Annotated in this window: 18 protein-coding genes, 1 tRNA gene and 1 rRNA gene; 12 read left to right on the forward strand and 8 right to left on the reverse strand. The window is 47.9% G+C overall.

Annotated features, from left to right (window positions below; genetic code table 11):
* Both GMA8713_RS15895 and GMA8713_RS15900 read right to left on the reverse strand, forming a co-directional pair.
* Positions 1–63 (reverse strand): 16S ribosomal RNA (locus tag GMA8713_RS15895); the annotation flags it as partial.
* A gap of 659 nt (positions 64–722) precedes the next feature.
* Positions 723–808 (reverse strand) — tRNA-Leu (locus GMA8713_RS15900).
* 182 nt (positions 809–990) lie between these two features.
* Here GMA8713_RS15900 and GMA8713_RS15905 point away from each other — a divergent pair.
* The gene (locus GMA8713_RS15905; protein WP_002537602.1) at positions 991–1476 is read left to right on the forward strand and encodes an RDD family protein; all 486 of its coding nucleotides are present in this window, start codon (positions 991–993) and stop codon (positions 1474–1476) included.
* 73 nt (positions 1477–1549) lie between these two features.
* Here the strand turns inward: GMA8713_RS15905 and lptG are convergent, their stop codons facing one another.
* Together lptG and lptF are read right to left on the reverse strand one after the other, a co-directional pair.
* Positions 1550–2623, reverse strand: a complete 1074-nt coding sequence (gene lptG / locus GMA8713_RS15910) for an LPS export ABC transporter permease LptG (RefSeq protein ID WP_046307038.1) — start codon at positions 2621–2623, stop codon at positions 1550–1552.
* Complete coding sequence (gene lptF / locus GMA8713_RS15915) at positions 2623–3723, reverse strand: LPS export ABC transporter permease LptF (RefSeq protein WP_062712058.1); 1101 nt, start codon at positions 3721–3723, stop codon at positions 2623–2625. Before lptF ends, lptG begins: the two co-directional genes overlap by 1 nt.
* A gap of 193 nt (positions 3724–3916) precedes the next feature.
* Here lptF and pepA point away from each other — a divergent pair, with 193 nt between their 5' ends.
* The 3 genes from pepA (at position 3917) to GMA8713_RS15930 (ending at position 8885) form a co-directional block, all read left to right on the forward strand.
* Positions 3917–5425 (forward strand): leucyl aminopeptidase, encoded by a 1509-nt coding sequence (pepA, locus tag GMA8713_RS15920; RefSeq protein WP_062712061.1) that lies wholly within the window; start codon positions 3917–3919, stop codon positions 5423–5425.
* Between the two features lie 125 nt (positions 5426–5550).
* Entirely contained in the window at positions 5551–6006 is a 456-nt protein-coding gene (locus GMA8713_RS15925) for a DNA polymerase III subunit chi (protein ID WP_062712064.1), read from the forward strand.
* Positions 6007–6026: 20 nt separating this feature from the next.
* Positions 6027–8885, forward strand: a complete 2859-nt coding sequence (locus GMA8713_RS15930) for a valine--tRNA ligase (RefSeq protein ID WP_062712067.1) — start codon at positions 6027–6029, stop codon at positions 8883–8885.
* 331 nt (positions 8886–9216) lie between these two features.
* Here the strand turns inward: GMA8713_RS15930 and GMA8713_RS15935 are convergent, their stop codons facing one another.
* Complete coding sequence (locus GMA8713_RS15935; protein WP_062712071.1) at positions 9217–9681, reverse strand: hypothetical protein; 465 nt, start codon at positions 9679–9681, stop codon at positions 9217–9219.
* 156 nt (positions 9682–9837) lie between these two features.
* Between GMA8713_RS15935 and GMA8713_RS15940 the strand changes: the two genes are divergently transcribed.
* The 3 genes from GMA8713_RS15940 (at position 9838) to GMA8713_RS15950 (ending at position 14724) form a co-directional block, all read left to right on the forward strand.
* On the forward strand, positions 9838–11868 hold the full coding sequence (locus GMA8713_RS15940; RefSeq protein WP_062712074.1) for a HAMP domain-containing sensor histidine kinase: 2031 nt from the start codon (positions 9838–9840) through the stop codon (positions 11866–11868).
* Positions 11865–14135, forward strand: a complete 2271-nt coding sequence (locus GMA8713_RS15945; RefSeq protein ID WP_062712077.1) for a bifunctional diguanylate cyclase/phosphodiesterase — start codon at positions 11865–11867, stop codon at positions 14133–14135. Before GMA8713_RS15940 ends, GMA8713_RS15945 begins: the two co-directional genes overlap by 4 nt.
* Positions 14136–14322: 187 nt before the next feature.
* The gene (locus GMA8713_RS15950) at positions 14323–14724 is read left to right on the forward strand and encodes a DUF2061 domain-containing protein (RefSeq protein WP_062712080.1); all 402 of its coding nucleotides are present in this window, start codon (positions 14323–14325) and stop codon (positions 14722–14724) included.
* A gap of 49 nt (positions 14725–14773) precedes the next feature.
* Here the strand turns inward: GMA8713_RS15950 and GMA8713_RS15955 are convergent, their stop codons facing one another.
* Positions 14774–15778: a M48 family metallopeptidase gene (locus tag GMA8713_RS15955; RefSeq protein WP_062712083.1), complete on the reverse strand. Its 1005-nt coding sequence runs from the start codon at positions 15776–15778 to the stop codon at positions 14774–14776.
* Positions 15778–17040 carry a YjgN family protein gene (locus GMA8713_RS15960; protein WP_232314462.1) on the reverse strand — a complete coding sequence of 421 codons (1263 nt, stop codon included), beginning with the start codon at positions 17038–17040 and terminating at the stop codon, positions 15778–15780. The genes GMA8713_RS15955 and GMA8713_RS15960 overlap by 1 nt, the downstream gene beginning before the upstream one ends.
* A gap of 249 nt (positions 17041–17289) precedes the next feature.
* On the opposite strand from GMA8713_RS15960, the gene GMA8713_RS26865 reads away from it, so the two are divergent.
* Positions 17290–18198 (forward strand): helix-turn-helix domain-containing GNAT family N-acetyltransferase, encoded by a 909-nt coding sequence (locus GMA8713_RS26865; RefSeq protein WP_084387758.1) that lies wholly within the window; start codon positions 17290–17292, stop codon positions 18196–18198.
* A gap of 68 nt (positions 18199–18266) precedes the next feature.
* Here GMA8713_RS26865 and rraB read toward each other — a convergent pair whose 3' ends face one another.
* On the reverse strand, positions 18267–18665 hold the full coding sequence (rraB, locus tag GMA8713_RS15970) for a ribonuclease E inhibitor RraB (protein ID WP_062712088.1): 399 nt from the start codon (positions 18663–18665) through the stop codon (positions 18267–18269).
* A 514-nt stretch (positions 18666–19179) separates the two neighbouring features.
* On the opposite strand from rraB, the gene arcA reads away from it, so the two are divergent.
* The 4 genes from arcA to pyrI all read left to right on the forward strand — a co-directional run bounded on the left by arcA (position 19180) and on the right by pyrI (position 23418).
* Positions 19180–20400: an arginine deiminase gene (gene arcA / locus GMA8713_RS15975; protein WP_062712091.1), complete on the forward strand. Its 1221-nt coding sequence runs from the start codon at positions 19180–19182 to the stop codon at positions 20398–20400.
* A gap of 265 nt (positions 20401–20665) precedes the next feature.
* A complete protein-coding gene (argF, locus tag GMA8713_RS15980) occupies positions 20666–21670 on the forward strand; it encodes an ornithine carbamoyltransferase (RefSeq protein ID WP_062712094.1) in 1005 nt (334 codons plus the stop codon).
* 335 nt (positions 21671–22005) lie between these two features.
* Complete coding sequence (gene pyrB / locus GMA8713_RS15985) at positions 22006–22935, forward strand: aspartate carbamoyltransferase (RefSeq protein WP_046307058.1); 930 nt, start codon at positions 22006–22008, stop codon at positions 22933–22935.
* Positions 22936–22950: 15 nt separating this feature from the next.
* Positions 22951–23418 (forward strand): aspartate carbamoyltransferase regulatory subunit, encoded by a 468-nt coding sequence (gene pyrI, locus GMA8713_RS15990; protein ID WP_002537624.1) that lies wholly within the window; start codon positions 22951–22953, stop codon positions 23416–23418.
* Positions 23419–23549 lie beyond the last annotated feature (131 nt).

The raw sequence follows: 23549 nt of genomic DNA on the forward strand, positions 1-23549 counted from the left end.
GACTTGCATGTGTTAGGCCTGCCGCCAGCGTTCAATCTGAGCCATGATCAAACTCTTCAATTAGAATTTTTTTGCCCTTCCTCACTTTGAAAAAGTGAACAAAGGCGGCTCGATGAAATACTGTTGTGTTCTAACCCCTCTCTACAAACTAAAGAAAGAGCAGAACGAATTGACTGTGCCGATATAACCGAAGTTATTTCGTTTGGTCACTCAGTAAACATCGATAAATCTTTTGTCTATCAACTACGAGTGCCCACACAGATTGCATAGGTCAAATTGTTAAAGAACGTTGACTTGGTAGCTTGCTCTGCGAGCCGCTTGCCGTGTCGATGAGGCGCATTATAGAGAGTTCACTTTCGTTGGCAATAGCAAAAACCAAATAATTTTCAAAAATCGATTCAAATGGTCACAAAGTCGGCAAAAACGGCAAAAATGAGTATTTATCCAGCAACTTTCACCCTAAAAGTGCAAAGAAAAATGAAATGAAGCACACCTTCACCCCGATAAACAGTCGAGATTCTGTTTAAGAAGTCGCAGATGAGCCAAACAATCACAGGTCTTTCCCTTATCACTGATAATTAGAACGAAAGTGCTTAGGAACAAATCATCACTAAATGGGAGTTAGGATAAAGTAACGGTATAATGAGGAATTTTTAGAGTCGCAATAGAAAAACATAAAACGAAAAAAGCCCCAGTCTTTCGACTGGAGCTTTTCCGGAAATTGGTGCCCGGGGCCGGACTTGAACCGGCACAGTTATTCACCGGCGGATTTTGAATCCGCTGCGTCTACCAATTTCGCCACCCGGGCAAGTGCGAGCAATTATACGCAAGCAATGGGTTGAAGCAAGCCTATAATTCACAAAACCTTCTCGATCGGTTCTTTTTTCACCACAGTGCTATAAACACGCGCTATCTGCCCTATTTTTACGCATTCAACACTATCGATTAGGCTGGTAAACTACACACAGTACTCATTTCTAGGACAGAACAATGGCTCAATCATCGACACAGTACAGCGTACCCAAGGGCGCTAGCTTTTTCCGCCGCTTCGGCGCCTGGCTTTATGACTTTCTTGTACTCATCGCTGTGGAGATGTTGGCAATCGCATTAGTCGTCGGTGCCGTGGCTATTGCTGTGCAGCTGGGACTTTCTATTGATGGCTATGAAGATGTCAGCGATTACCTGACCCGCAACCCGGCTATCAGTCCTTTCTTTACTATCTATGTGTTTGCTATTGCAGCTGGCTTTTATGGTTACTTCTGGACCCGAGCAGGACAGACAGTTGGGATGAAAGCATGGAAGCTTAAAGTCATCAGTGAGTTTGGTGGGAACATCACCTTTACCCAAGCCCTTATCCGAATGGCAACTTCTTGCTTAGGTATTGGCAACCTGCTGGCTCTGTTTGACCGAAACAACCGCGCGTTTCAGGATCACTTCTCCAACAGTCAGGTGATTAAAGTCGATACGATTAAATAATTCGTAAGAATGCTGATAATAAAGAGGGAGCCAACAGGCTCCCTCTCTTGTTTTCCAGTCTGATATCGCCTCGTCAGAGTTTTCGGTTTAGCAGATAAAGTGTCACACCGATAAAAGCCAGACTCGGTGCCACCGCACCAACAAATGGCGGCAGCTTATAGACTAGTGTCATTGGGCCAAAGACTTCATTAGATATATAGAAGGCGAAACCAAAGATCACACCGGATAGCACTCTCGCCCCCATGGTCACTGAACGCAAGGGTCCAAAGACAAAGCTAAGCGCCAACAGCATCATGACACCAATCGACAGAGGCTGGAGTGCTTTACGCCATAACGCCAGCTCGTAACGGGAAGCATCTTGCTCTGATGCTTTCAGGTAATCCACGTAACTGTAGACACCACTGAGAGAGAGCTCTTCAGGCTTCACCGTCACAATCGCGAGTTTCTCCGGTGTCAGTGTGGTTTTCCATGCCAGCTCTGCTTCTTTGGTTTCACTGATCTTCACCGGGCCATCGAAGTGCGTTACTGTCACTTTCTCCAGCATCCAACTGTCTTTATCTAGGTATTTAGCTTGCTCTGCGAAAACCTGAGCCTGCAGATTCTGGGTGTCATCGAACTTCCAGATATTCACACCCGTCAGTGATTCTTTCTGATCAGTACGCGCAATATAGATGAAGTCTGCGCCGTCTTTTGCCCACACGCCGGTTCTCACCGACATTACATTACCGCCAGATTTGGCGAAGGCGCGAAGTTCACGCGCAGCTTTCTGAGCATCGGGCGCGCCCCACTGCCCCAGCGCCAATACTACCAGCATCAAAGGCATGGCGGTTTTCAGTACCGACAGGCCGATATCCAACTTGGAAAAGCCCGCCGCTTGCATCACCACAAGCTCAGAGCTTGAAGCCAGTGTGCCTAGTCCAATCAAGGCCCCCAATAGCACCGCCATTGGAAAGAACATTTCAATATCACGCGGCATGCTGAGCAGCACATACTGAATTGCTGTCATCATGGTGAAGGTGCCTTCTCCGACTGAACGCAGCTGTTCAACAAACTTGATGATAGCGGACAGGCCAACCAGTGTTGCAAGACACAAGGTTGTTGTGGCGATAATGGTGCGGCCTATATAGAGGTCGAGGATCTTAAACATTAGGCCGCTCTCCTCAATCGGTATTTCAGTTTACGCATTGGCAGACTATCCCAACTGATCAGCATTAACGCCACCAGCAACGCCAATATGTTTACACTCCAAAGACCAATCTCAGGTGGCAACTTGCTCTCCTCTACCGCAGATTTCGCCGCACTGATAGAAAGGAAGTAAGCCAGATAAATTAATACTGCAGGGAAGAGCTTTGCGAAACGTCCCTGACGCGGGTTCACCGCCGAAAGCGGTACAACAATCATGGTCATCAGCGGGATGCACAGCACCAGAGAGATACGCCACTGCAGTTCAGCTTGAGCTCGTGCTGAAGGTTCGTTGAGCAGTGAATGGGTAGGAACAGCATCCCAATCCCTGTGTTTCTGACGCACTTCGCGTTGACCAATCAATACTTGATAGTTTTCGTAATCTGTCACCGTGTAGTCGAGCAAGGTTGGTACACCTTCATATCGCATACCGCCATTTAGATCGAGAACCTGACGTCCATCAGGTAGTTCAGAGATATAGCCTTTCTCTGCTACAACAACGTTGGGGCGCAAGGTACCGCGAGGTACAGGTTGTGCAATAAATACTTTATGGAGATCTTTGCCGTCTCCCGTGATTTCGTTGACAAAAACGACAGCCTGTCCATCTGGCGTGGTTTGGATTTGTCCCTGCACCAAAAGCTCAAGACCCGTATCGGCCTCTAGACTTTCCATCACTTTGATTTCTTTATCATTTGCCCATGGCGTTAGCCACAAAGCATTAAAGGCCGCAACGGTACCAGTAATTACAGCCAAATAAAGTGCTGCCCGGATCAGAAATTTGTTTCCGATACCCGTTGCGTTCATTACGGTAATTTCACTTTCTGCGTATAAACGCCCGAAAGTAATCAAAATACCTATATAGAGGCTGAGCGGCAGCATTAACATACCCATAGATGGCATGTACAACCCAACTAGGGTTAACACATCGCTGCCCGGAATTGAGCCATCTGTAGCGTTAGCCAACACTCGGATAAATTTCTGGCTAAAAAAGACCAGAAATAGCACAAACAGTACCGCAAGTTGCGTTTTCACTGTTTCTCGGATCAAATACCGAACAATAATCACGGCGTTTTACCTTTAGAAAACTTGTTTTTTTACTCGAATCGCTATAGTTTTTCGGTAAATTAGTTATTTTTTAATCTTTCGGCCAAGTGTTAGCCTGCTTAATGAAATTTACGTCGAACACGATATCGAGTTCCGATAAAGCGGGCATTATCCAACATTTAGCCTCACTTGTCTTTAGGATGTAGGAGTACGCATGGAGTTCAGTGTAAAAAGCGGGAGTCCCGAGAAGCAGCGAAGTGCATGTATCGTTGTTGGTGTGTTTGAACCACGCCGCCTATCACCAGTGGCAGAACAGCTCGATAAAATCAGTGATGGTTACATCAGTAGCTTACTGCGCCGTGGTGACCTCGAAGGTAAGCCTGGTCAGATGCTGCTATTGCATCACGTTCCTAATGTGCTGTCTGAGCGTGTGCTTTTGGTAGGTTGTGGTAAAGAGCGTGAACTCGGTGAGCGCCAATACAAAGAAATCATCAAAAACACTATCAACACACTGAATGAAACGGGCTCTATGGAAGCGGTTTGCTTCCTGACTGAATTGCACGTGAAAGGTCGCGACACATACTGGAAAGTGCGCCAAGCTGTTGAGAGCACCAAAGACAGCCTCTACACCTTCAACCAGTTCAAGAGCGTGAAGCCAGAAACCCGCCGTCCGCTGCGTAAACTAGTGTTCAACGTACCAACACGTCGTGAACTGAATCTGGGTGAGCGTGCGATTGCCCACGGTCTGGCAGTTGCTTCCGGTGTCAATGCATGTAAAGACCTCGGCAACATGCCACCAAACGTTGCAAACCCTGCATACCTCGCTTCTCAAGCACGCCGTCTAGCGGATGACTTTGAAAAAGTCAGCACCAAAATCATTGGCGAGCAGGAGATGAAAGAGCTGGGTATGACCTCATATCTAGCGGTAGGCCAAGGCTCTAAGAATGAATCTATGATGTCCATCATGGAGTACAAAGGTCACCCAGACCCAGATGCGAAACCAATTATACTGGTGGGTAAAGGCCTGACGTTCGATGCTGGCGGTATCTCACTGAAGCCGCCTGCCAACATGGATGAAATGAAGTACGACATGTGTGGTGCTGCTTCTGTATTCGGTGCAATGAAATCTCTGGCGAAGCTGGATCTGCCTATTAACGTGGTTGGGGTACTGGCGGGTTGTGAAAATATGCCTGATGGTAACGCTTACCGTCCTGGCGATATTGTCACCACAATGTCAGGTCAAACCGTTGAAGTACTGAACACTGACGCAGAAGGTCGTCTGGTGCTTTGTGACGCACTCACTTACGTTGAACGTTACGAGCCAGAATGCGTGATTGACGTGGCAACCCTGACTGGCGCATGTATTGTGGCACTGAGCCATCACATCAGCGGTTTGATTTCGAACCACAACCCATTGGCACACGAAATTGTGAACGCGTCTGAGCAAGCAGGTGACCGCGCTTGGCGTCTACCAATGACGGAAGAGTACCAAGACCAACTGAAAAGCCCGTTTGCTGACATGGCAAACATCGGTGGTCCAGGTGGTGGTACCATCACTGCAGGTTGTTTTCTGTCACGCTTCGCGAAGAAGTACAACTGGGCGCACCTTGATGTAGCGGGTACTTCATTCAAAGGCGGACAGAACAAAGGCGCAACAGGCCGTCCTGTGCCATTGCTGGTCCAGTTCCTTCTGAACCGTTCTGGCCTTGAAGTCGCAGAATAAAACTGCACAAAGAGAAAAGGAGGCCGAGGCCTCCTTTTTTTGTTGCGTGAGTGAACAACTCACCGCACACTGAGCCGAACACAGTGGCGTTATCAACACCGCCCAATGGCTAAAGAGGGAATTCGATGACAGGCATGGCGACCTTCTACTTACTGGATGAATCGCAAGACCAGCCAACACAACAAATGTTGGAAAAGGTTAGCCAACTCTCTGCCCTTTTTTGTCAGCAAGGCATAAAAGCATTCATCATGGCTGAAGATAAAAAACAAGCCGAAGCGATTGATGAATTGCTCTTCCAACAAACCACGGAACACTTTGTGCCACATAACCTTGTTGGCGAAGGTCCACGTGGAGGTGCACAAATTGAAATCGGTTGGCCGGGTGTACGCCATGCTGGCCACCGCCAAGTGCTAATAAATCTGGCGCAAGAAGCAGCAACTTTTGCGCCTTCCTTTGCACAAGTGGTAGACTTCGTGCCTTGCGAAGAAGCTCTCAAGCAACAGGCTCGGGAACGCTACAAAATTTACCGAATGGCGGGGCGTCAAATGCGTACCCTCGCCATTGAAGAAATGTCCTATTAAATCAGTCCATCAAGAGCGCTATGGAAAAGACATACAACCCAACATCAATTGAAAAGGCGCTGTACCAGCGCTGGGAAGAGGCTGGCTACTTCAAGCCTCACGGTGACACATCAAAAGCTGCTTACAGCATCATGATCCCACCACCCAACGTCACGGGCAGCCTGCACATGGGCCATGCGTTTCAGCACACCATCATGGATACCCTGATTCGCTGCGAGCGCATGAAAGGCAAAAACACCCTGTGGCAGGTCGGTACTGACCACGCAGGTATCGCGACCCAAATGGTTGTTGAGCGCAAGATCGCAGCAGAAGAAGACAAAACCAAGCACGACTACGGCCGTGATGCTTTCATCGACAAGATCTGGGAGTGGAAAGGCGAATCCGGTGGCACAATCACCAAGCAACTGCGCCGTCTGGGTGCGTCTGTCGACTGGGATCGTGAGCGCTTCACCATGGATGATGGCTTTTACGCTGCTGTTCAGGAAGTGTTCGTACGTCTGTATGAAGATGACCTGATCTACCGCGGTAAGCGTCTGGTTAACTGGGACCCGAAACTGCACACGGCTATTTCCGATCTGGAAGTAGAAAATAAAGACGTGAAAGGCCACATGTGGCACTTCCGTTACCCACTGGCTGACGGCGTTAAAACCGCAGACGGTAAAGACTACATCGTGGTAGCAACTACCCGTCCAGAAACCATGCTGGGCGATACCGGTGTAGCTGTTAACCCAGAAGATCCGCGTTACAAAGAGCTCATCGGTAAAGAAATCTTCCTGCCAATCGTTGACCGCCGCATCCCCATCGTGGGCGACGAACACGCAGACATGGAGAAAGGCACAGGTTGTGTGAAGATCACCCCTGCGCATGACTTCAATGACTACGAAGTTGGCAAGCGTCACCAGTTGCCAATGATCAACATCCTGACGTTCAACGCAGACATCCGCAACGCAGCCGAAGTGTTCAACACCAACGGTGAAGCGAGCGATGTATACAGCACTGACCTGCCGGAGAAATACCGTGGCATGGAGCGTTTCGCTGCACGGAAAGCGATTGTTGCTGAGTTTGAAGCGCTGGGCCTGCTGGACGAGATCAAAGATCACGACCTGACTGTTCCTTACGGCGATCGTGGTGGCGTGGTTATCGAACCAATGCTGACTGACCAATGGTACGTTCGCACTGCGACGCTGGCACAACCTGCCGTTGAAGCAGTAGAAAACGGCGACATCCAGTTCGTGCCTAAGCAATACGAGAACATGTACTTCTCGTGGATGCGTGACATTCAAGACTGGTGTATCTCTCGTCAGCTGTGGTGGGGTCACCGCATTCCTGCGTGGTACGACAACGACGGCAATGTTTACGTTGGTCGTAACGAAGAGGAAGTTCGCAAGAAGAACGGTCTGGCTCCGGTTGTTGTTCTGCGTCAGGACGATGACGTTCTGGATACCTGGTTCTCATCTGCACTGTGGACATTCGGTACACTGGGCTGGCCACAAGAAACACCAGAACTGAAAACCTTCCACCCGACAGACGTTCTGGTAACCGGTTTCGATATCATCTTCTTCTGGGTTGCGCGCATGATCATGATGACCATGCACTTCATGAAAGATGAAGATGGCAAGCCACAGGTACCGTTTAAGACGGTTTACGTAACGGGTCTGATCCGTGACGAAAACGGCGACAAGATGTCGAAGTCTAAAGGTAACGTGCTTGACCCGATCGACATGATCGACGGTATCGACCTCGAGTCACTGGTAGAAAAACGTACCGGTAACATGATGCAGCCACAACTGGCAGCGAAGATCGAAAAGAACACCCGTAAGACCTTCGAAAACGGTATCGAAGCATACGGCACCGACGCACTGCGCTTCACTCTGGCTGCCATGGCTTCAACAGGCCGTGACATCAACTGGGACATGAAGCGTCTTGAGGGTTATCGCAACTTCTGTAACAAGCTTTGGAACGCAAGCCGTTACGTGCTGATGAACGCAGAAGACCAGGATTGCGGCATGCAGGGCGGCGAGATGGAATTCTCACTGGCTGACAAGTGGATCGAATCTCAATTCCAACTGGCCGCGAAAGAGTTCAACGCGCATATCGAAAACTTCCGTCTGGATATGGCATCGAACACCCTGTACGAATTCATCTGGAACCAATTCTGTGACTGGTACCTCGAGCTGACCAAACCTGTTCTGTGGAAAGGCACTGAAGCACAACAGCGCGCGACCCGTCACACGCTGATCACCGTGCTTGAGAAGACACTGCGTCTGGCGCACCCAGTTGTTCCTTACATCACTGAATCTATCTGGCAGAGCGTGAAGCCGCTGGTAGACGGTGTTGAAGGTGACACTATCATGCTACAGGCACTGCCACAGTATGACGAAGCACAGTTCGATGAAGCAGCACTGGCTGATATCGAGTGGGTGAAAGGTTTCATCACTGCCATCCGTAACCTGCGCGCTGAATATGACATCGCACCGAGCAAACCTTTGGATGTAATGTTGAAAGCCGCTGATGAGAAAGATGCTGCTCGTGTAGAAGCAAGCAAGCAGGTTCTAATGTCACTGGCGAAGTTGGAAGGCATCCACATTCTGGAAGCAGGCGAAGAAACACCGGCATGTGCAACCGCACTGGTTGGTAAATCTACCCTCATGATCCCAATGGCAGGTCTTATTGACAAAGACGCTGAACTGGCGCGTCTAGACAAAGAAATTGCCAAGACCCAGGGTGAAATCAAACGTGTTGAAGGCAAGTTGAACAATCAAGGCTTCGTGGCAAAAGCCCCCGAAGCGGTTGTTGCTGCTGAGCGTGCGAAGCTGGGCGGCTACGCTGAAACCCTGACTAAATTGGAAGAGCAGAAAGCGACTATCGCGGCGCTATAAGCCAAACTCATTACAACTGCAGTACTAGGGCTGTTGACCTTTGGTGGTTAAATTTTGTTCTAGCTATAAGCGTTTTAGGTGCGGCGAGGTGTGTGCCGCCTAGTCATTCTAAGCAAATACACCTCAACAAAGCATAAAACGCTTAGAGTACGGGACGCGCAGTGGAACCCTTCGGGCAGCGTTTGTGGGGAATTTCTGCTGCGTTATCGGCTTCTCATGTAGGCTAGCTACACATCGAAGCCTCTGCCTTGCATAACATCCCCACAAACTGCTGCAAAAATCATCACCAAAGGTCAACAGCCCCTAGGCCTTTCTTAACGAAAGGCCTTTTTTAATTCAGCGCTGATTCGATAGCTGAAAGGCATATTTCTAACTCATCACTACGCCCGGCAATCAATACTCTTCCAGATGCCCCCATCATCTGAACATCCACCAAGGTGATCGCAGGGGACACTTTTTCTGCCTCATTGGCGGCCAGGCACACAAATAGGGCCGGTACCATTTCAATCAACAACGAAAGACTGCCCGGGAACAACCATTGAGGCACTTCGGTTTCGGTAAGTAAAATAGCATGCTGATCGGCTATATCCTGAATGATGTGCTGAAAAAGGATCTCAGGCTTCATCGCAGATGAAGAGACCATTCCTGTACCATCGAGAATTGCCTTACCTGCCGACACCAATTCATCCGCGTCTCGGCTATGTAGCTCAAGGAGACCAAATGGCCGTTCTGTAAACAGGATGCCAGGCTCCATATCAGGGGCAGCCTTCAACAACCATGACGCCGTAAGATCCACACTTTATTCGTGACGATTAAAAACTAATGTTAAATATACATTGATTTTGACTCATTAAGGTGACATACGCCGCAATTGTTGTTCATCTCAACATTGTTTTCTAAATCCGTTACTACGCTTTTCCGAACATCATCCTGCAACCAATGAAACGTAGAAATGAATTCAATTGCCTCCAGGCTGTACCTAAGTCTGATAACACTAGCGCTTCTCTTGCTAACCGTGTCGTCTTTGACTGTTTGGGTCGCGCTCAGCACCCGAAGCAGCACGGATGCACTGCTTGATAAAGCGCTACCAAATACTGTCAACACTGCTCATATGGAGTATGAGCTCAGCGAAATGATGTCCAGTTTAGTCAGGTATGTGGAAGACCAAGAAAAGGAAGCTAACACAACCTTTCTGGAGCATCTGGGAAAATTCGTTGAGTACAAAAAAGAATTAAGTCTGTATAAAAATGTTGAGACGACCAGCTATGATATCAACAAGTTGAGGACGCTGCATGAAGAGTTTTTGCTTTTGGCGCAACAACGTGTTTTCGGCGAGTTCGATCCGAGTTCAGTGCAACGTGTCCGTACTTTTTTCACTTCAAGCACCTTACCACTTGAAGTGCTTCTAAATGAGCTTCATAGCTTTATCGACACTCAAAGCGAGCTTTATACGTTCCATAACGATTTTTCCTCATTTCATCGATACACATTGCATCAATACGATATAGAGATATTGCTCGAAAAAATACAGGACATGAAGACTGATTTAGATATTTTCCTCCTCGGTTACCCTTTGGCTGAAAAGCGCTTTATCGCCGACGCTGAAGAATTTGAGCACTCCTTAAAGTCGCTTTCTAATTCTACAGACAGCTCCAAAATTCGGGATCAGATCGGGCCTATTGAGTGGCACTTTACTAGGTTTTTTGGCGGTGCAAGCAGGATATTCAAATATCATGACAATACCGCCCGTCAACGTGCGTTGAAGTCAGTGAATGAGCTAGAGAGAGGCGTGTTTCTGGATATGAAAGCACAGCTCAAAAAGATTGCTGACCAATCGGATATTCTATTGATTGAAGAGTCACAAGGGCTACGCGGGGTCGCTAACAAGTCCATGTATGCACTTATATTGGTGGTCGTTTTTGCATCCGTATTGCTAGCAATGATCGTTGTTTTCTTCCAGCGCTCCTTATTTAGACCGCTGGAGAAAATCAATACAACGATTCAAGCGTTGCGTAAGGGGTATCGCAACATTCCTTTCGTGCACATTGAAGACAACGAACTAGGGCGAATTACCCAAAGTCTCAAAAACTTCCAGATTGGCTTATCTCAACTCGACCAACTCCAGATAGAAAACGCCAACCAGAAGGAAGCGTTAAAGCAAGATAAAGAGAGCCTGACTGAGATGCTAGAGAACCTGAAATCGGCACAAGACAAACTCATCGAGACCGAAAAACTCTCTTCCCTAGGTAGTCTGGTGGCCGGCGTTTCCCATGAAATTAACACGCCGCTAGGGATCTCTGTGACTATGGCGACGACTTTGGAAGACGAATATTCCAGCTTCATGAAGAAACTCAAAACCGGCGAGATCACTAGAGAAGACTTCGATAACTTTGAATCACACAGTACCGAGACTCTCAACGTACTTAACGTCTCTCTAGAAAGAGCTTCTGGACTCATTAACAGCTTTAAACAGGTTGCTAACGACCAAACCAGTGAGCAACTACGTGACTTTGAACTGGGTACATTGTTGCAAGAAATATATTGCACCCTTCATCACCAAATCAAAAATCGACCCGTCAAATTCTCGTTGTACAACGATGAAGAACTAATGATGAACAGCTACCCCGGCCCTATTGGGCAGGTATTTACCAACCTGTTCAACAACTCCATCATTCACGGTTTTAATAATTTTAAAAATGATGTACAGGGAGAGATATCCCTCACATTAACTCGGGAAGGCGATCAAATACGTTTGCTCTACCGGGATTCAGGGAAAGGCTTATCTGAAGAAGGGATCAAACGTATCTTTGAACCTTTCTACACCACCCGCCTGGGCGAAGGTGGTTCAGGGATGGGCATGCATGTCGTCTACAGCATTGTGGTCAACATGCTGCAAGGGGACATTCAGGTATATAACGACAACGGTGCCGTCTTTGATATTTCTATTCCGGCATCCATTCAACAGACGGAAGATGAACTATGAGCGACTTTAAAATCAATATTATCGATGGCCCATCAACGCCTTCCCAACAGCCAGTGACTCCAAGTCGAAGTTGGAAAGTCGCCATTATTGATGATGAAGCCTCTATGCACCATGCAACTACACTGGCACTTAAAAATGTCAAAATCATGGGCTACCCATTGAGCTTTATTCACGCATACTCTGCCAAGGAAGGACAACAGCTTCTTGCAGACAACACAGATACCGCCGTGATATTGCTTGATGTCGTGATGGAAGAGGAAGATTCGGGGCTGCAACTCGCCAGCTATATCCGAAAGGAATTAGGAAACCATACAACGCAAATCGTGCTTCGTACTGGTCAACCCGGCTATGCCCCTGAAGAATCAGTGATTGAGAATTTCGAAATCAACGACTACAAGACCAAAAACGAGCTGACAAGAGCTAAGCTGTTCAGTACCCTTTGCTCGTCTATCCGCTCTTATCAGAGCCTGTATTCAATACAGAAAAGTCGTGATGGATTAAGAAAGATCATTGACTCTGCTGCAAACCAATTCCAGGAGCGTTCACTTGCCAGCTTCAGCGAAGGCATACTGGATCAAATCAATGCACTGTTCGACATTCACTCTGAAGGTATTTTTTGCGTTTCTAGCCGCCCTCTCAATCCACCTCAACAACTGGAAAAGATTTACTTTCATGCCACTAATGAACAGCATGAAGACGAACATATCGTTGTTGCTACCAGCCAAAAGTACCAGCAGGCATTCGGGAAAAACCTCGATACAATAGAACTGGATGAAACGTCCCACACAGCTATCAAGCAGGCATTTCAAGAAGGTCGAAATGTGATCAATGGTGGAAACATTGCACTTTATATGGACACGCCCAGCCAGTGGAAAGCTGTCATCTACATTTTCACTGGCAAAACCGATTTATTGGATGAGCTTGATCCAGAGCTGCTGTCCGTGTTTATCCAGAATGTCGCTCTCGGCCTGGAAAACACCAAGTTTGTCAACCAACTATTTGATGCAGCCTTTATCGATGAAATAACAGGCCTTCACAGCCGCATGGGGTTTGTCGACTCGCAAGTCCCCTCTCTGCTAAAACGTGCAGGTCGCCTTACACTTGCCATGATTGATATTGATGACTTTCACCAAATCAATGAATCACTGGGCTTTGATTATGGCAATAAGGTTCTCAAAGTGTTCGGTGATGCTTTAAAGCAAAGCCTACCAACGAGCAGTGTGGTCAGCAGGCTTCACAGTGACGCATTTGCTGTCGCTACAGAGCTTGACGAAGCCTCGCTTCTCAATGTGCTTCAAACACTCCAAGATACCGTTTTTGGAATGGACGATGGTGGGCCCTTCTACCTCGGCGTTACGTCCGGCATTTTCAATTTGGAGGAAACCGGCACCCTAAACAACACAGAAGTCGCTCTCAAACGCGCGGAAATAGCACTTAAGCAGGCAAAGTCAAAACGTCGTGGTTGTGCACTAACCTTCCACGAAGATATGGAAATAGCCTGTAATGAGCGACTGAACCTCATCAATAAGCTGCGCCACGATCTATCTGAAGAGCTGCTTTATCTTGTATTTCAGCCAAAAGTGGACCTAACCAACAACTGCATTATTGGTGCAGAGGCTTTATTGCGCTGGAACCACACAGAGCTTGGTGAAGTCTCTCCGGGAGTGTTCGTTCCGATAGCAGAAGCTGCAGGGCTCAGTTTCGAGCTCGACACCTTTGTGTTTCGTTCTGCCTGTAAAGTGCTGGCAAACCATCCTGAATTGCCGGAAATTGCCATTAACATCTCCCCCCTGTCACTCAATCGCCGCGAGTTATTGCCAATTCTAGATGGCATCTTGCAACAGTATGGTATCGATAAGCACCGGATATCTTTGGAAATCACCGAGGGCTGCTTCGTTCAGGGGAAAAGCTGCAAAGCAAATATTGCCAAGTTGCATGAACAAGGGTGGTCACTACACCTTGATGATTTTGGTACGGGGTATTCCTCCTTTGGTTACCTCCTCAACTTGCCAGTCTCCGTTATAAAGATCGACCGAATCTTCACTTGGGGACTAAGTAAATGTGACCGCTCTGAGCGCTTGCTGGGAGGAATGGTAAATATGCTCAAAGGCATGAACAAGCGGGTGCTTATAGAAGGAATAGAAACCGAAGAACAACTTGTTTCCGCTGTCGCTGCTGGGCTAGAAATGACACAAGGTTACCTGTTCTATAAACCACTTACCTTGGATGATTTCACGCTTGCGTTGAAAGAACAGGCTGTCGCCTAAAATGCATCTCAACCTTGGCTTGCTATATCAAGCCAAGGTTTACTCCGCTCCAATATCTCTCTGATCATCTGGCTTGTTTCAATACCTCCGCTTTGATAGCCCTTGCCTATTGTAGTAATCAAATAAAGCCAATTTACAAATGAGAATCATTTGCAATAATAGGATCATACCGAATGAGGGAACTGTTATGAAAAAGACCTTAAGTTTTGCTGTGATTCACTTTACCGTTGCGTTTACTGTCGCATATATCCTGACAGGCGATATTCTGCTGGGTAGCTTGATTGCAATGGTAGAGCCTATGGTTAATACCGTTGCCTTCTACTTCCACGAAAAGGCATGGGACAACAAGTTACTGAAGCGTCTGGCAACAAACCATCCAGGCCGTAAAACAGCAAGTTTCGCCGTTGTTCATTTCAGCGTTGCGTTTGGTGTGGCTTACCTGCTGACGGGTGATGTGCTGATTGGCAGTGTGATGGCGATGATTGAGCCTTGTATTAACACCATAGCTTACTACTTCCATGAGCGTGTATGGCAGAAGAAAGAGCGCCTGAGCATGATGCAATATCACCACTATCCAATGGCAGCGTGATAGAGAACACGTCTCAAAATAAGAAAGGGCAGCGTAAACTGCCCTTTTATCATTCTGTCTGGAAGCTGTTTGCAGCCTCTATACGGCTTTCTGTGTCTGGATGGGAACTGAGCCATTGCGACATTCCCTCCGTCTGATGAGCCTCGCCAAGCAAGGCAAACATTTCTGCCTGTGCACTGGCATCACCATAAATAGTACTGAGGTATTTAGCAGCGAACTGATCGGACTCTTCTTCATCTGCCCTTGAATACCCTGCCGTCGCTGCAAGTACACCCAAACCTGTCATCAAGTCGATAACACCTGTGCTTTCACCGGTAATCACGGCTATAGAGACTGAAATCAAGGTCGAGCGCACCAGCCCTTTCATCACGTGCTGATGATAGACATGACCAAGTTCATGCAGTATCACACTCTCCAGTTGCGCGTCAGTTTGAGCAAGATTGACTAAAGGATCGAGTAACACCACAGTGCCATCACTTAAGGCAAAGGCATTGGGCCCTTGTTTCCAGTTGCGGAACACCAGTCTGGGGTTAACTGGCATCTGCGGAAGCATTTTCATCAACTCGTCAAAGCGTTGATTCAACGCTTGCTGGCGTTCCGTATCCAGCTCGGAAGCAGTAAACATTCTTTCATCGAGCTGAGACATCACATGCTCACCAACCGCCATCGGGATCTCTTCGGGTAAAACCTGCGTGATCCCTGTGCTTATCCCTGGCAACCCAATAGAGAAAAAGGCCGCCATAAACAGCAGCGCAGCCGCAATGGAAGAAAGAATTGCCGTTTTGCTGCTCTCAAGGCGTGTCAGCCATCCTCGACTTTTCACTTGAAAACAATAGGGCAAGTCAGCTTCGTTGTCGGGCAAAAAGAGCTCGCCATCCGGAAAGCTGAGCTGCAACGGCAGATTGCCAATGCGCTCAGAGCGGGAAACTTCATCAAGTCGGCATTCAACGGTTTTGTCATCAAATGTAAGTATCGCTTTGGTCTCACCTATGACAAAGAGTTCAGCCTGATGCTTACCCGACTCTCCTGCTGCAAATGCTATCCCTTTCACCATCAGTTGATCCCGATATCCAAGTCGAAGACCTGTGACATCTCGTCACCAACTGCTGATTTGGCGCCATTTCCATCTTCGTAAACGCTGAGCGCATCAAGATCGCCATGAACCGCCGTCACTGACAATATATAGCGTGTTGTGCGGACCATTACCCAAGGACGCGCTAAACCCAACGTCAAAACCTGCATGAAGAAGTTCGTGATAACGAGCAGAATGTAATCAGCGGTATTCATTTTTGAAGACAGACGATAATCCCCACTGCCACCAACCATCACTTGGCTAAACACATGATTACGAGTTCGAGTATAAATAAACGCAGTCACGATAAGCATTGAGACAAACAACATCACATACATAAGGATGACCAGACTCATGGCGCCCAGTGCTGTCGTGATATGCCCGATATTTAGATCAGAAATATCAGTAAACCTTATCTCTGACAAACTGACCAACTGCCCACCAACAAAAAAGAATAATGCGCCAAATGCTAATACACCGATAGAAGACAGTATCCAGATAAGCACGGCCCAGATGTATGTGCGAACAAAAAAGCCTGTCGACAGCGTGGCGTTAAATTGTAGTTTTCCGTAACCATATCCATTGGCGAAATAGCTCGCAATACCTTTCATCATCCATGCAAACATCACCAACAAAGAAGCAAGTCCACCAACAACAAAAAGGAAAGTGATAAAGCCACTGGTGGGCGCGATAGCGAAAGTCCCAAACACTACGATAGTGAGGATCAGCAAGAGGCCTCTACCCAGAATGGCAGCATAAGCGCCCATCAAAGTACCGGTGAAATTGAGCCTGACATTGCGGTAACTCGTCATACGGGCGTTAAAGCGAGCATTGTTTCTCGCTATCCAGGGCATCATAGCTAAGCCCAAAAGAAACAGAACGCTGGAAAAAACCGGGGAAAAATGGCCTGACAAAAACCAGATAACAAATGCAGTGACAGCTATAAGCCGCCCGATAAGGATTTGTTTTGGTGTTGCATGATAATCAAAGCGATCACCCGCAAGTTCAGTGTTTCCGTAAAAGTATTTTTTTGTACGTACTTTTGCCCACGCTGAATAAACTCCAAACGTAAGAATACTTAGCACAATATTTACAATCCAGATGCCAAAAAACTCACGGCCCGTACCGTGAAATGTCATTTTGTTTTCCATAGTCAATCCTTTGCCAACTGTTTTATTATGTATCTGAAGTCCATAATATACCCAAACAACCTGAAGATGCTCGCACTCAGAAGTCATCGACATGTTCAATTCGAGGCAAATTTCGCGAGGAATAGTCCCTCTATTTCCTTGGAATTTAACGAAGAAGTGGCCGTAATGAAGCTCTCCCTTCAAGTTGTTTAGGTATAAACCCTTCTCGCTTCAAGCTCAGGGCAAGTGCGAATCAAGAGACTTGTTTCTGTGCAGACGGAGTAATTATCTCTGAGTTACCTGCTTACACAAGACAGTAAGCCACAAAGGAATGCGACACACTTGGTGTAAAATGGAGACACAATGACTACAGGCCCAGTTGAAATCAGATCGCTCGTCCGCCAACTTCTTCGCCATCGCGGGTTGTTGGATAACATCTATGGCACTGCAGGACTTACCACAGTGCAATGCCACGTCATGATAGAGCTGGAGCAGGAGACTCTAACTGCTGAGCAACTTTCTGGGCGCCTCAATATTGATGTCGCCAATGCCAACCGAACACTGGCTATTCTCATCAACAATGACAATGTTGCTTCCACTATCGATCAAGACAGCAATCTGCCGCGCTATTCTCTGTCTGATGTTGGTAAAGAACGTCTGGATGAGCACCACTTCGGTATCAATCATCAAATCGCCATGTATCTGGAACAACTGGATACCGATGAAATTGAATCCCTCTCCACATCCCTGCACCGCTATAACAGGGCTATGGAGCAGAGCGAACGCCAGAAAGGTTTCACCCTTCGCTTGTTGGAGCCTGCCGACAACGCAGCCATTGCCACTGTTATTCGCAAAGTATCAGAAGAATATGGCCTGACTGCTGACAAAGGCTACAGCGTGGCAGACCCGACACTGGATGTATTGAGTGAAAGCTACAAAGCGGATAATGCGGCTTATTGGGTGATCGAACAAAACGGTAAAATCCTGGGCGGAGGCGGCATCGGCGCATTGCCAGGAGAAGAGGGCACCTGTGAATTGCAGAAAATGTATTTCCGTCCTGAACTACGTGGCCGAGGCTTTGCAAGAAGACTCGCGGCAATGGCCATGAAATTTGCGCGACATCACGGCTATCAAGCTTGTTATCTTGAAACGACTGCCTGTCTGAAAGAAGCCATTAGTCTCTATGAATCGCTCGGCTTTGAACATCTTGATAAGCCACTTGGTAACACCGGACATTCAGACTGCGAAGTCGCGATGCTGAAAAAACTGTAAGTCACCAATTAACAGACACAAAAAAGCCGGAGTCTTTAACGCTCCGGCTTTCTTTTCGGCAAAGACAATTAATCGTCTTCTTCCAGTTTACCCTCTTCCTCGGCGTCCTCTTCGTCCGATTCAAAGTAAGTGCCCCAGCCGTCATAATCGATACTGAATTTCTCAGCCAGCTTCACCAGTTTATCGACCTGTTCGTCAATGCGGTCTGCATCCAGCGCAGATTCCATCACAGCATCAAAGCAGATCACTGTGGAGCCATCTTCCAGCTCAAACTCTTCCGCTTCCAGGACTTCAAAGCCCATCTTGAACGCTTCTACTGCCGCGCCTTCCAGCTCTGCAAAGCTGTCTGCAGACAGGTGGTGCTCAATGGTATACAGCGCATCAGGATCGCTGCCATCTTCCAGCAGGGCTTCAATGATTTCACGGGTTTCCGCTTTTTGTTCTTCAATAATGTCAGCGTAAGACATCAGATCACTCCAGGCACTTAATTAACGGCAGAACTATGGCATGGATTGGCATGGTTTACCACGTCAATTTCCCATACTCCCCACATGTTAATTAAAAGTAAAATTGACCTTATCGAACAAGGTTGTCATTATTTGAGAACAGGGCAACAACAACACAAGATGCTGGATAAATTTAAAAACACCCAATCTTGCGCCAACAAAACCCTGAATTATGGAATAGTGTGCATTCATATCGCATAGATAAGCACCGATAGATGCATAATGGGCTTTCCCACTCGGCGAAGATCGAGCACACCAAGGTTAGCCCTCATGCAACAAGGTAAATGGATTTACGACAAATTTTCAGGCGTCTCTACTATCCGACGCCACGAACACAGAATTCTGTTGCTTTATCTCCATTTTCCCCACCGTTCCTACTGCGCATTGACATGACCGAGAGACAACGTCTCTCAGCATCTCATGTCGCACAAGGCAAAACGGTGGAGGTTAATAATAATTCAAGAGAGAAACGATCATGAGTCAGCTATATGTGGGATCTGAAGTCGGTCAATTGAAGCGTGTAATGCTTCATCGACCAGAACGAGCGCTAAACCACCTCACGCCGTCTAACTACAAAGACCTGTTGTTTGATGATGTACTTGCGGTGGAACGTGCCGGCGAGGAGCACGATCAATTCGCGCAAACCCTACGTGACCAAGGCGTAGAAGTGCTGTTATTGCACGATCTGCTGGCCCAAACATTAGAAGTTCCGGAAGCCAAGGCTTGGTTGCTCAACACCCAAGTGGGCGAATACCGTCTTGGTTACCAGTTTGCTCATGATGTGCGAAGCTATTTAAAAAGCCTCAGTAACGAAGAGCTGGCACACATCCTTCTCGGCGGCTTAAGCTATATCGACTTTCCAAACCATTCAGCGTCGATGATGCAGGCAATGCACGAACGCATGGATTTCATCATCGACCCTCTGCCGAACCACTTGTTTACCCGTGACACTTCATGCTGGGTATATGGTGGCGTGTCCTTAAACCCAATGGCGATGCCTGCCCGTCAGCGTGAAACCAACCACCTGCGTGCAATTTACCGCTGGCACCCACTGTTCGCAGGTCAGGACTTCATCACTTATCTTGGCGATGAACACCGCGACTACGACAATGCCATGGTCGAAGGCGGTGATGTGCTGGTTATCGGCAATGGTGCGGTTCTGGTGGGCATGTCTGAGCGCACAACACCACAAGGTGTGGAAGCGCTGGCACGTAGCCTGTTTACTCATGGTCAGGCAAAAGAAGTGATTGCCATTAACCTACCAAAGCACCGCTCCTGCATGCACTTGGATACCGTGATGACTCACATGGACATCGACACTTTCTCTGTGTATCCACAAGTGATGCGTAAAGACCTGCAAAGCTGGCGTCTTATCAACAAAGGCAATGGCGATGTGGAAGTGAAAGAAGCAGACTACTTCCTGCACGCCATCGAAAAAGCACTGGAGTTGCCTCAGCTCAACATCATCACCACCGGTGGTGACAGCTTTGAAGCAGAACGCGAACAGTGGAACGATGCCAACAATGTGCTGACTGTGCGGCCTGGCGTGGTGATTGGCTATGAAGGCAACGTGTACACCAATGAAAAATACGACAAAGCGGGCATCACCGTTCTACCTATCCCGGGTGACCAACTTGGCCGTGGTCGCGGCGGTGCGCGCTGCATGAGCTGCCCTATCGAACGAGAGGGGCTTTAAAAAGCAACCGAACTCTCCCACTCTCCTTAACCGAACAAGCCACCTCATTGCGAGGTGGCTTTTTTCGTTTCTCCGGGAAAATATCGACCAAACACAAATAAATATTTATTCAAAGGGGTTGAATTAATAGTCACAAATGAGTCAGAATCGTGATTAATATCAAAGTGACGCAAATATATACCAAAACAACCCAAATCCTGCATCTTCAGGCTGTATGGTTACAAGTCACATCGCAGTAAACGGATTTATAGAAAGGGACCTCAACATGGCATTTAATCTGCGTAACCGGAACTTTCTCAAGCTGCTGGATTTCACGCCAAAGGAAATCGCGCACCTGCTGGATCTCTCCGCAGAGTTGAAGAAAGCTAAATACGGTGGCTATGAGCAGCCTCGTCTGAAAGGCAAGAACATTGCCCTGATCTTCGAGAAAGCTTCTACCCGCACGCGATGCGCCTTCGAAGTTGCCGCTTTTGACCAAGGCGCACAAGTTTCCTATATCGGCCCATCTGGCTCGCAGATCGGTCATAAAGAGTCAATGAAAGATACCGCCCGTGTTCTTGGCCGTATGTATGACGGCATCCAGTATCGTGGTTTTGGTCAGTCTATCGTTGAAGAACTGGGCCAATTTGCAGGTGTCCCGGTTTGGAATGGTCTGACTGACGAATTCCACCCGACCCAGATCCTGGCAGATTTCCTGACCATGCTTGAGCACGGTCAGGGCAAAAAGCTTTCCGAAATGAAGTTTGCTTACCTTGGTGATGCACGCAACAACATGGGAAACTCCCTGATGGTGGGTGCAGCGAAGATGGGCATGGATATCCGTCTGGTTGCTCCAAGCCAGTTCTGGCCGGAAGAACTGCTGGTTGAAGAGTGTCAGGCGATTGCCTACAAGACCGGTGCGCAAATCACCCTAACAGAAAGCGTTGAAGAAGGCGTTCAGGGCTGCGATTTTCTATACACCGACGTGTGGGTTTCCATGGGCGAATCAAAAGAAGCATGGGATGAACGTGTTGCCATGATGAAGCCATATCAGGTCAACATGAACATGATCAAAGCCACTGGCAATCCAGACGTCAAATTCATGCACTGTCTGCCGGCGTTCCATAATGATGAAACCACCATTGGTGCAGAGGTCGCGGAGAAATACGGCATGAAAGGGCTCGAAGTCACCGAGGACGTCTTCGAATCTGAATACTCCATCGTGTTTGACGAAGCAGAAAACCGCATGCACACCATTAAAGCAGTGATGGTAGCCACGCTGGGCAGTTAATCCCATTGTACCGATGATGAAGCCGCGCACCTGCGCGGCTTTTTATTTTATAGGGCGACACGATGTCATTCGCTCTGCCTTGCACAGGACAAAAATGGGCGTATAATCCTTCGCAATTTGTCAAAAAAACGAATCGGAATGCCAACATTAGCGACACAACTGACTGCTAAAACCTGCCGAATCTCGGCACTGGCACCGTTTTTTGTTTTTACTGGATTCTCAAGAAAAGCCTCCTGATCGGGAGGCTTTTTTTTGACCAAAATGTACCATCCACCATGTTGCACTGGCTGTTTTCACCTAGCCAACGCATGGAATCTGTTAAGGGAAGAGAAGACATGGCGACCTCGCTGCACAATAAACACATCATCTCCATCCCGGAGTTGTCCCGCGAAGAACTGGAACTTATCGTCGACACTGCCGGCAAACTGAAAGCGGAACCGAACCCTACCGTGTTGAAAAACAAGGTAGTCGCGAGTTGCTTCTTCGAGGCATCAACCCGCACCCGCCTGTCTTTCGAAACAGCGGTTCAGCGTCTTGGTGGCACAGTCATTGGCTTCCCGGATGGCGGAAACACGTCTTCAGGTAAAAAAGGCGAAACCTTGTCTGACTCGGTACAGGTCATCTCTTCTTATGTTGATGCGTTCGTAATGCGTCATCCGAAAGAAGGCGCAGCCCGCCTGGCTTCAGAGTTCTCCAAAGGCGTGCCAGTGATTAATGGCGGCGATGGCGCCAACCAGCACCCAACCCAAACCCTGCTGGACCTTTTCAGCATATACGAAACCCAAGGGCGTCTGGACAACCTGAAAGTGGCCATGGTCGGTGACCTGAAATACGGCCGCACGGTGCATTCTCTGACTCAGGCACTGTCGAAGTTCGATAACAACCAGTTCTATTTCATTGCACCGGAAGCACTGGCGATGCCAGATTACATTCTGGAAGAGCTGGACGAGCAAGGCATTCCTTACAGCCTGCACACCAGCATCGAAGACGTCGTGCCGGAACTCGACATCCTATATATGACCCGTGTCCAAAAAGAGCGTTTTGACGAATCCGAGTACCAGCACATCAAAGCGGCGTTCATTCTCGACACCCCTCAGCTTGCCAATGCCCGTGATAACCTCAAGGTGCTTCACCCACTACCACGCGTAGATGAAATCACAGTCGCAGTCGATAAAACCCCTTACGCCTACTACTTCGAGCAGGCGGAAAATGGGGTGTATGCGCGTCAGGCATTACTGGCACTGGTTATCAACGGAAGCGTTTAAGGCAGGAGAATCAACATGGTTAAAGAACATAAATTGCAGGTTGAAGCCATCAAGAACGGCACAGTTATCGACCACATCCCTGCTAATGTCGGCTTTAAGGTCATGAAGCTGTTTAAGCTACATAAAACCAACGAACGCGTGACCGTGGGTTTGAACCTGCCTTCCTCAGCACTCGGTGCGAAAGATCTGATCAAGATTGAAAACATCTTCGTGTCTGAAGAACAGGCGCAACAACTGGCACTCTACGCCCCTAAAGCAACCGTCAACCAAATCGAAGACTACCAAGTCGTCGCGAAAATCCCCCTGACGCTGCCTAAAAGCATTCTGGGCGTGTTCCGTTGTCCTAACTCCAACTGCATCACTCACGACGAAAAAGCCGTTGAGAGCAGCTTCAACGTGATTGAGAAAACTGACGATATCCACCTTAAGTGCAAATACTGTGAGAAGGTGTTCTCGCGCGAAATCATGACAGAAAGCCACTGATCGTTTTCTCTGCACTGAAAAAGCCAGCCTTTGCGCTGGCTTTTCTTGTCTATGAGCGGAACATAACATGGTGTCGGGTATAAAATGTGATGGAATTGGGTTTACGTCGGGCGAGTCGCCATGCAGACTAA

The organism is Grimontia marina, assembly GCF_900060185.1.
In the GTDB taxonomy this organism is placed as follows: Bacteria; Pseudomonadota; Gammaproteobacteria; order Enterobacterales; family Vibrionaceae; genus Enterovibrio; species Enterovibrio marinus.

What these genes read in the sequence shown, in the direction of transcription:
- GMA8713_RS15940 (WP_062712074.1), top strand. Translation starts at nt 9,838, where the DNA reads ATGAATTCAATTGCCTCCAGGCTGTACCTAAGTCTGATAACACTAGCG.
- pyrI (WP_002537624.1), top strand. Translation starts at nt 22,951, where the DNA reads ATGGTTAAAGAACATAAATTGCAGGTTGAAGCCATCAAGAACGGCACA.
- GMA8713_RS15960 (WP_232314462.1), bottom strand. Translation starts at nt 17,040, where the DNA reads ATGTCGATGACTTCTGAGTGCGAGCATCTTCAGGTTGTTTGGGTATAT.
- GMA8713_RS15950 (WP_062712080.1), top strand. Translation starts at nt 14,323, where the DNA reads ATGAAAAAGACCTTAAGTTTTGCTGTGATTCACTTTACCGTTGCGTTT.
- argF (WP_062712094.1), top strand. Translation starts at nt 20,666, where the DNA reads ATGGCATTTAATCTGCGTAACCGGAACTTTCTCAAGCTGCTGGATTTC.
- arcA (WP_062712091.1), top strand. Translation starts at nt 19,180, where the DNA reads ATGAGTCAGCTATATGTGGGATCTGAAGTCGGTCAATTGAAGCGTGTA.
- GMA8713_RS15925 (WP_062712064.1), top strand. Translation starts at nt 5,551, where the DNA reads ATGACAGGCATGGCGACCTTCTACTTACTGGATGAATCGCAAGACCAG.
- GMA8713_RS15905 (WP_002537602.1), top strand. Translation starts at nt 991, where the DNA reads ATGGCTCAATCATCGACACAGTACAGCGTACCCAAGGGCGCTAGCTTT.
- rraB (WP_062712088.1), bottom strand. Translation starts at nt 18,665, where the DNA reads ATGTCTTACGCTGACATTATTGAAGAACAAAAAGCGGAAACCCGTGAA.
- pyrB (WP_046307058.1), top strand. Translation starts at nt 22,006, where the DNA reads ATGGCGACCTCGCTGCACAATAAACACATCATCTCCATCCCGGAGTTG.
- GMA8713_RS15955 (WP_062712083.1), bottom strand. Translation starts at nt 15,778, where the DNA reads ATGGTGAAAGGGATAGCATTTGCAGCAGGAGAGTCGGGTAAGCATCAG.
- GMA8713_RS15930 (WP_062712067.1), top strand. Translation starts at nt 6,027, where the DNA reads ATGGAAAAGACATACAACCCAACATCAATTGAAAAGGCGCTGTACCAG.
- GMA8713_RS15945 (WP_062712077.1), top strand. Translation starts at nt 11,865, where the DNA reads ATGAGCGACTTTAAAATCAATATTATCGATGGCCCATCAACGCCTTCC.
- pepA (WP_062712061.1), top strand. Translation starts at nt 3,917, where the DNA reads ATGGAGTTCAGTGTAAAAAGCGGGAGTCCCGAGAAGCAGCGAAGTGCA.
- GMA8713_RS26865 (WP_084387758.1), top strand. Translation starts at nt 17,290, where the DNA reads ATGACTACAGGCCCAGTTGAAATCAGATCGCTCGTCCGCCAACTTCTT.
- lptG (WP_046307038.1), bottom strand. Translation starts at nt 2,623, where the DNA reads ATGTTTAAGATCCTCGACCTCTATATAGGCCGCACCATTATCGCCACA.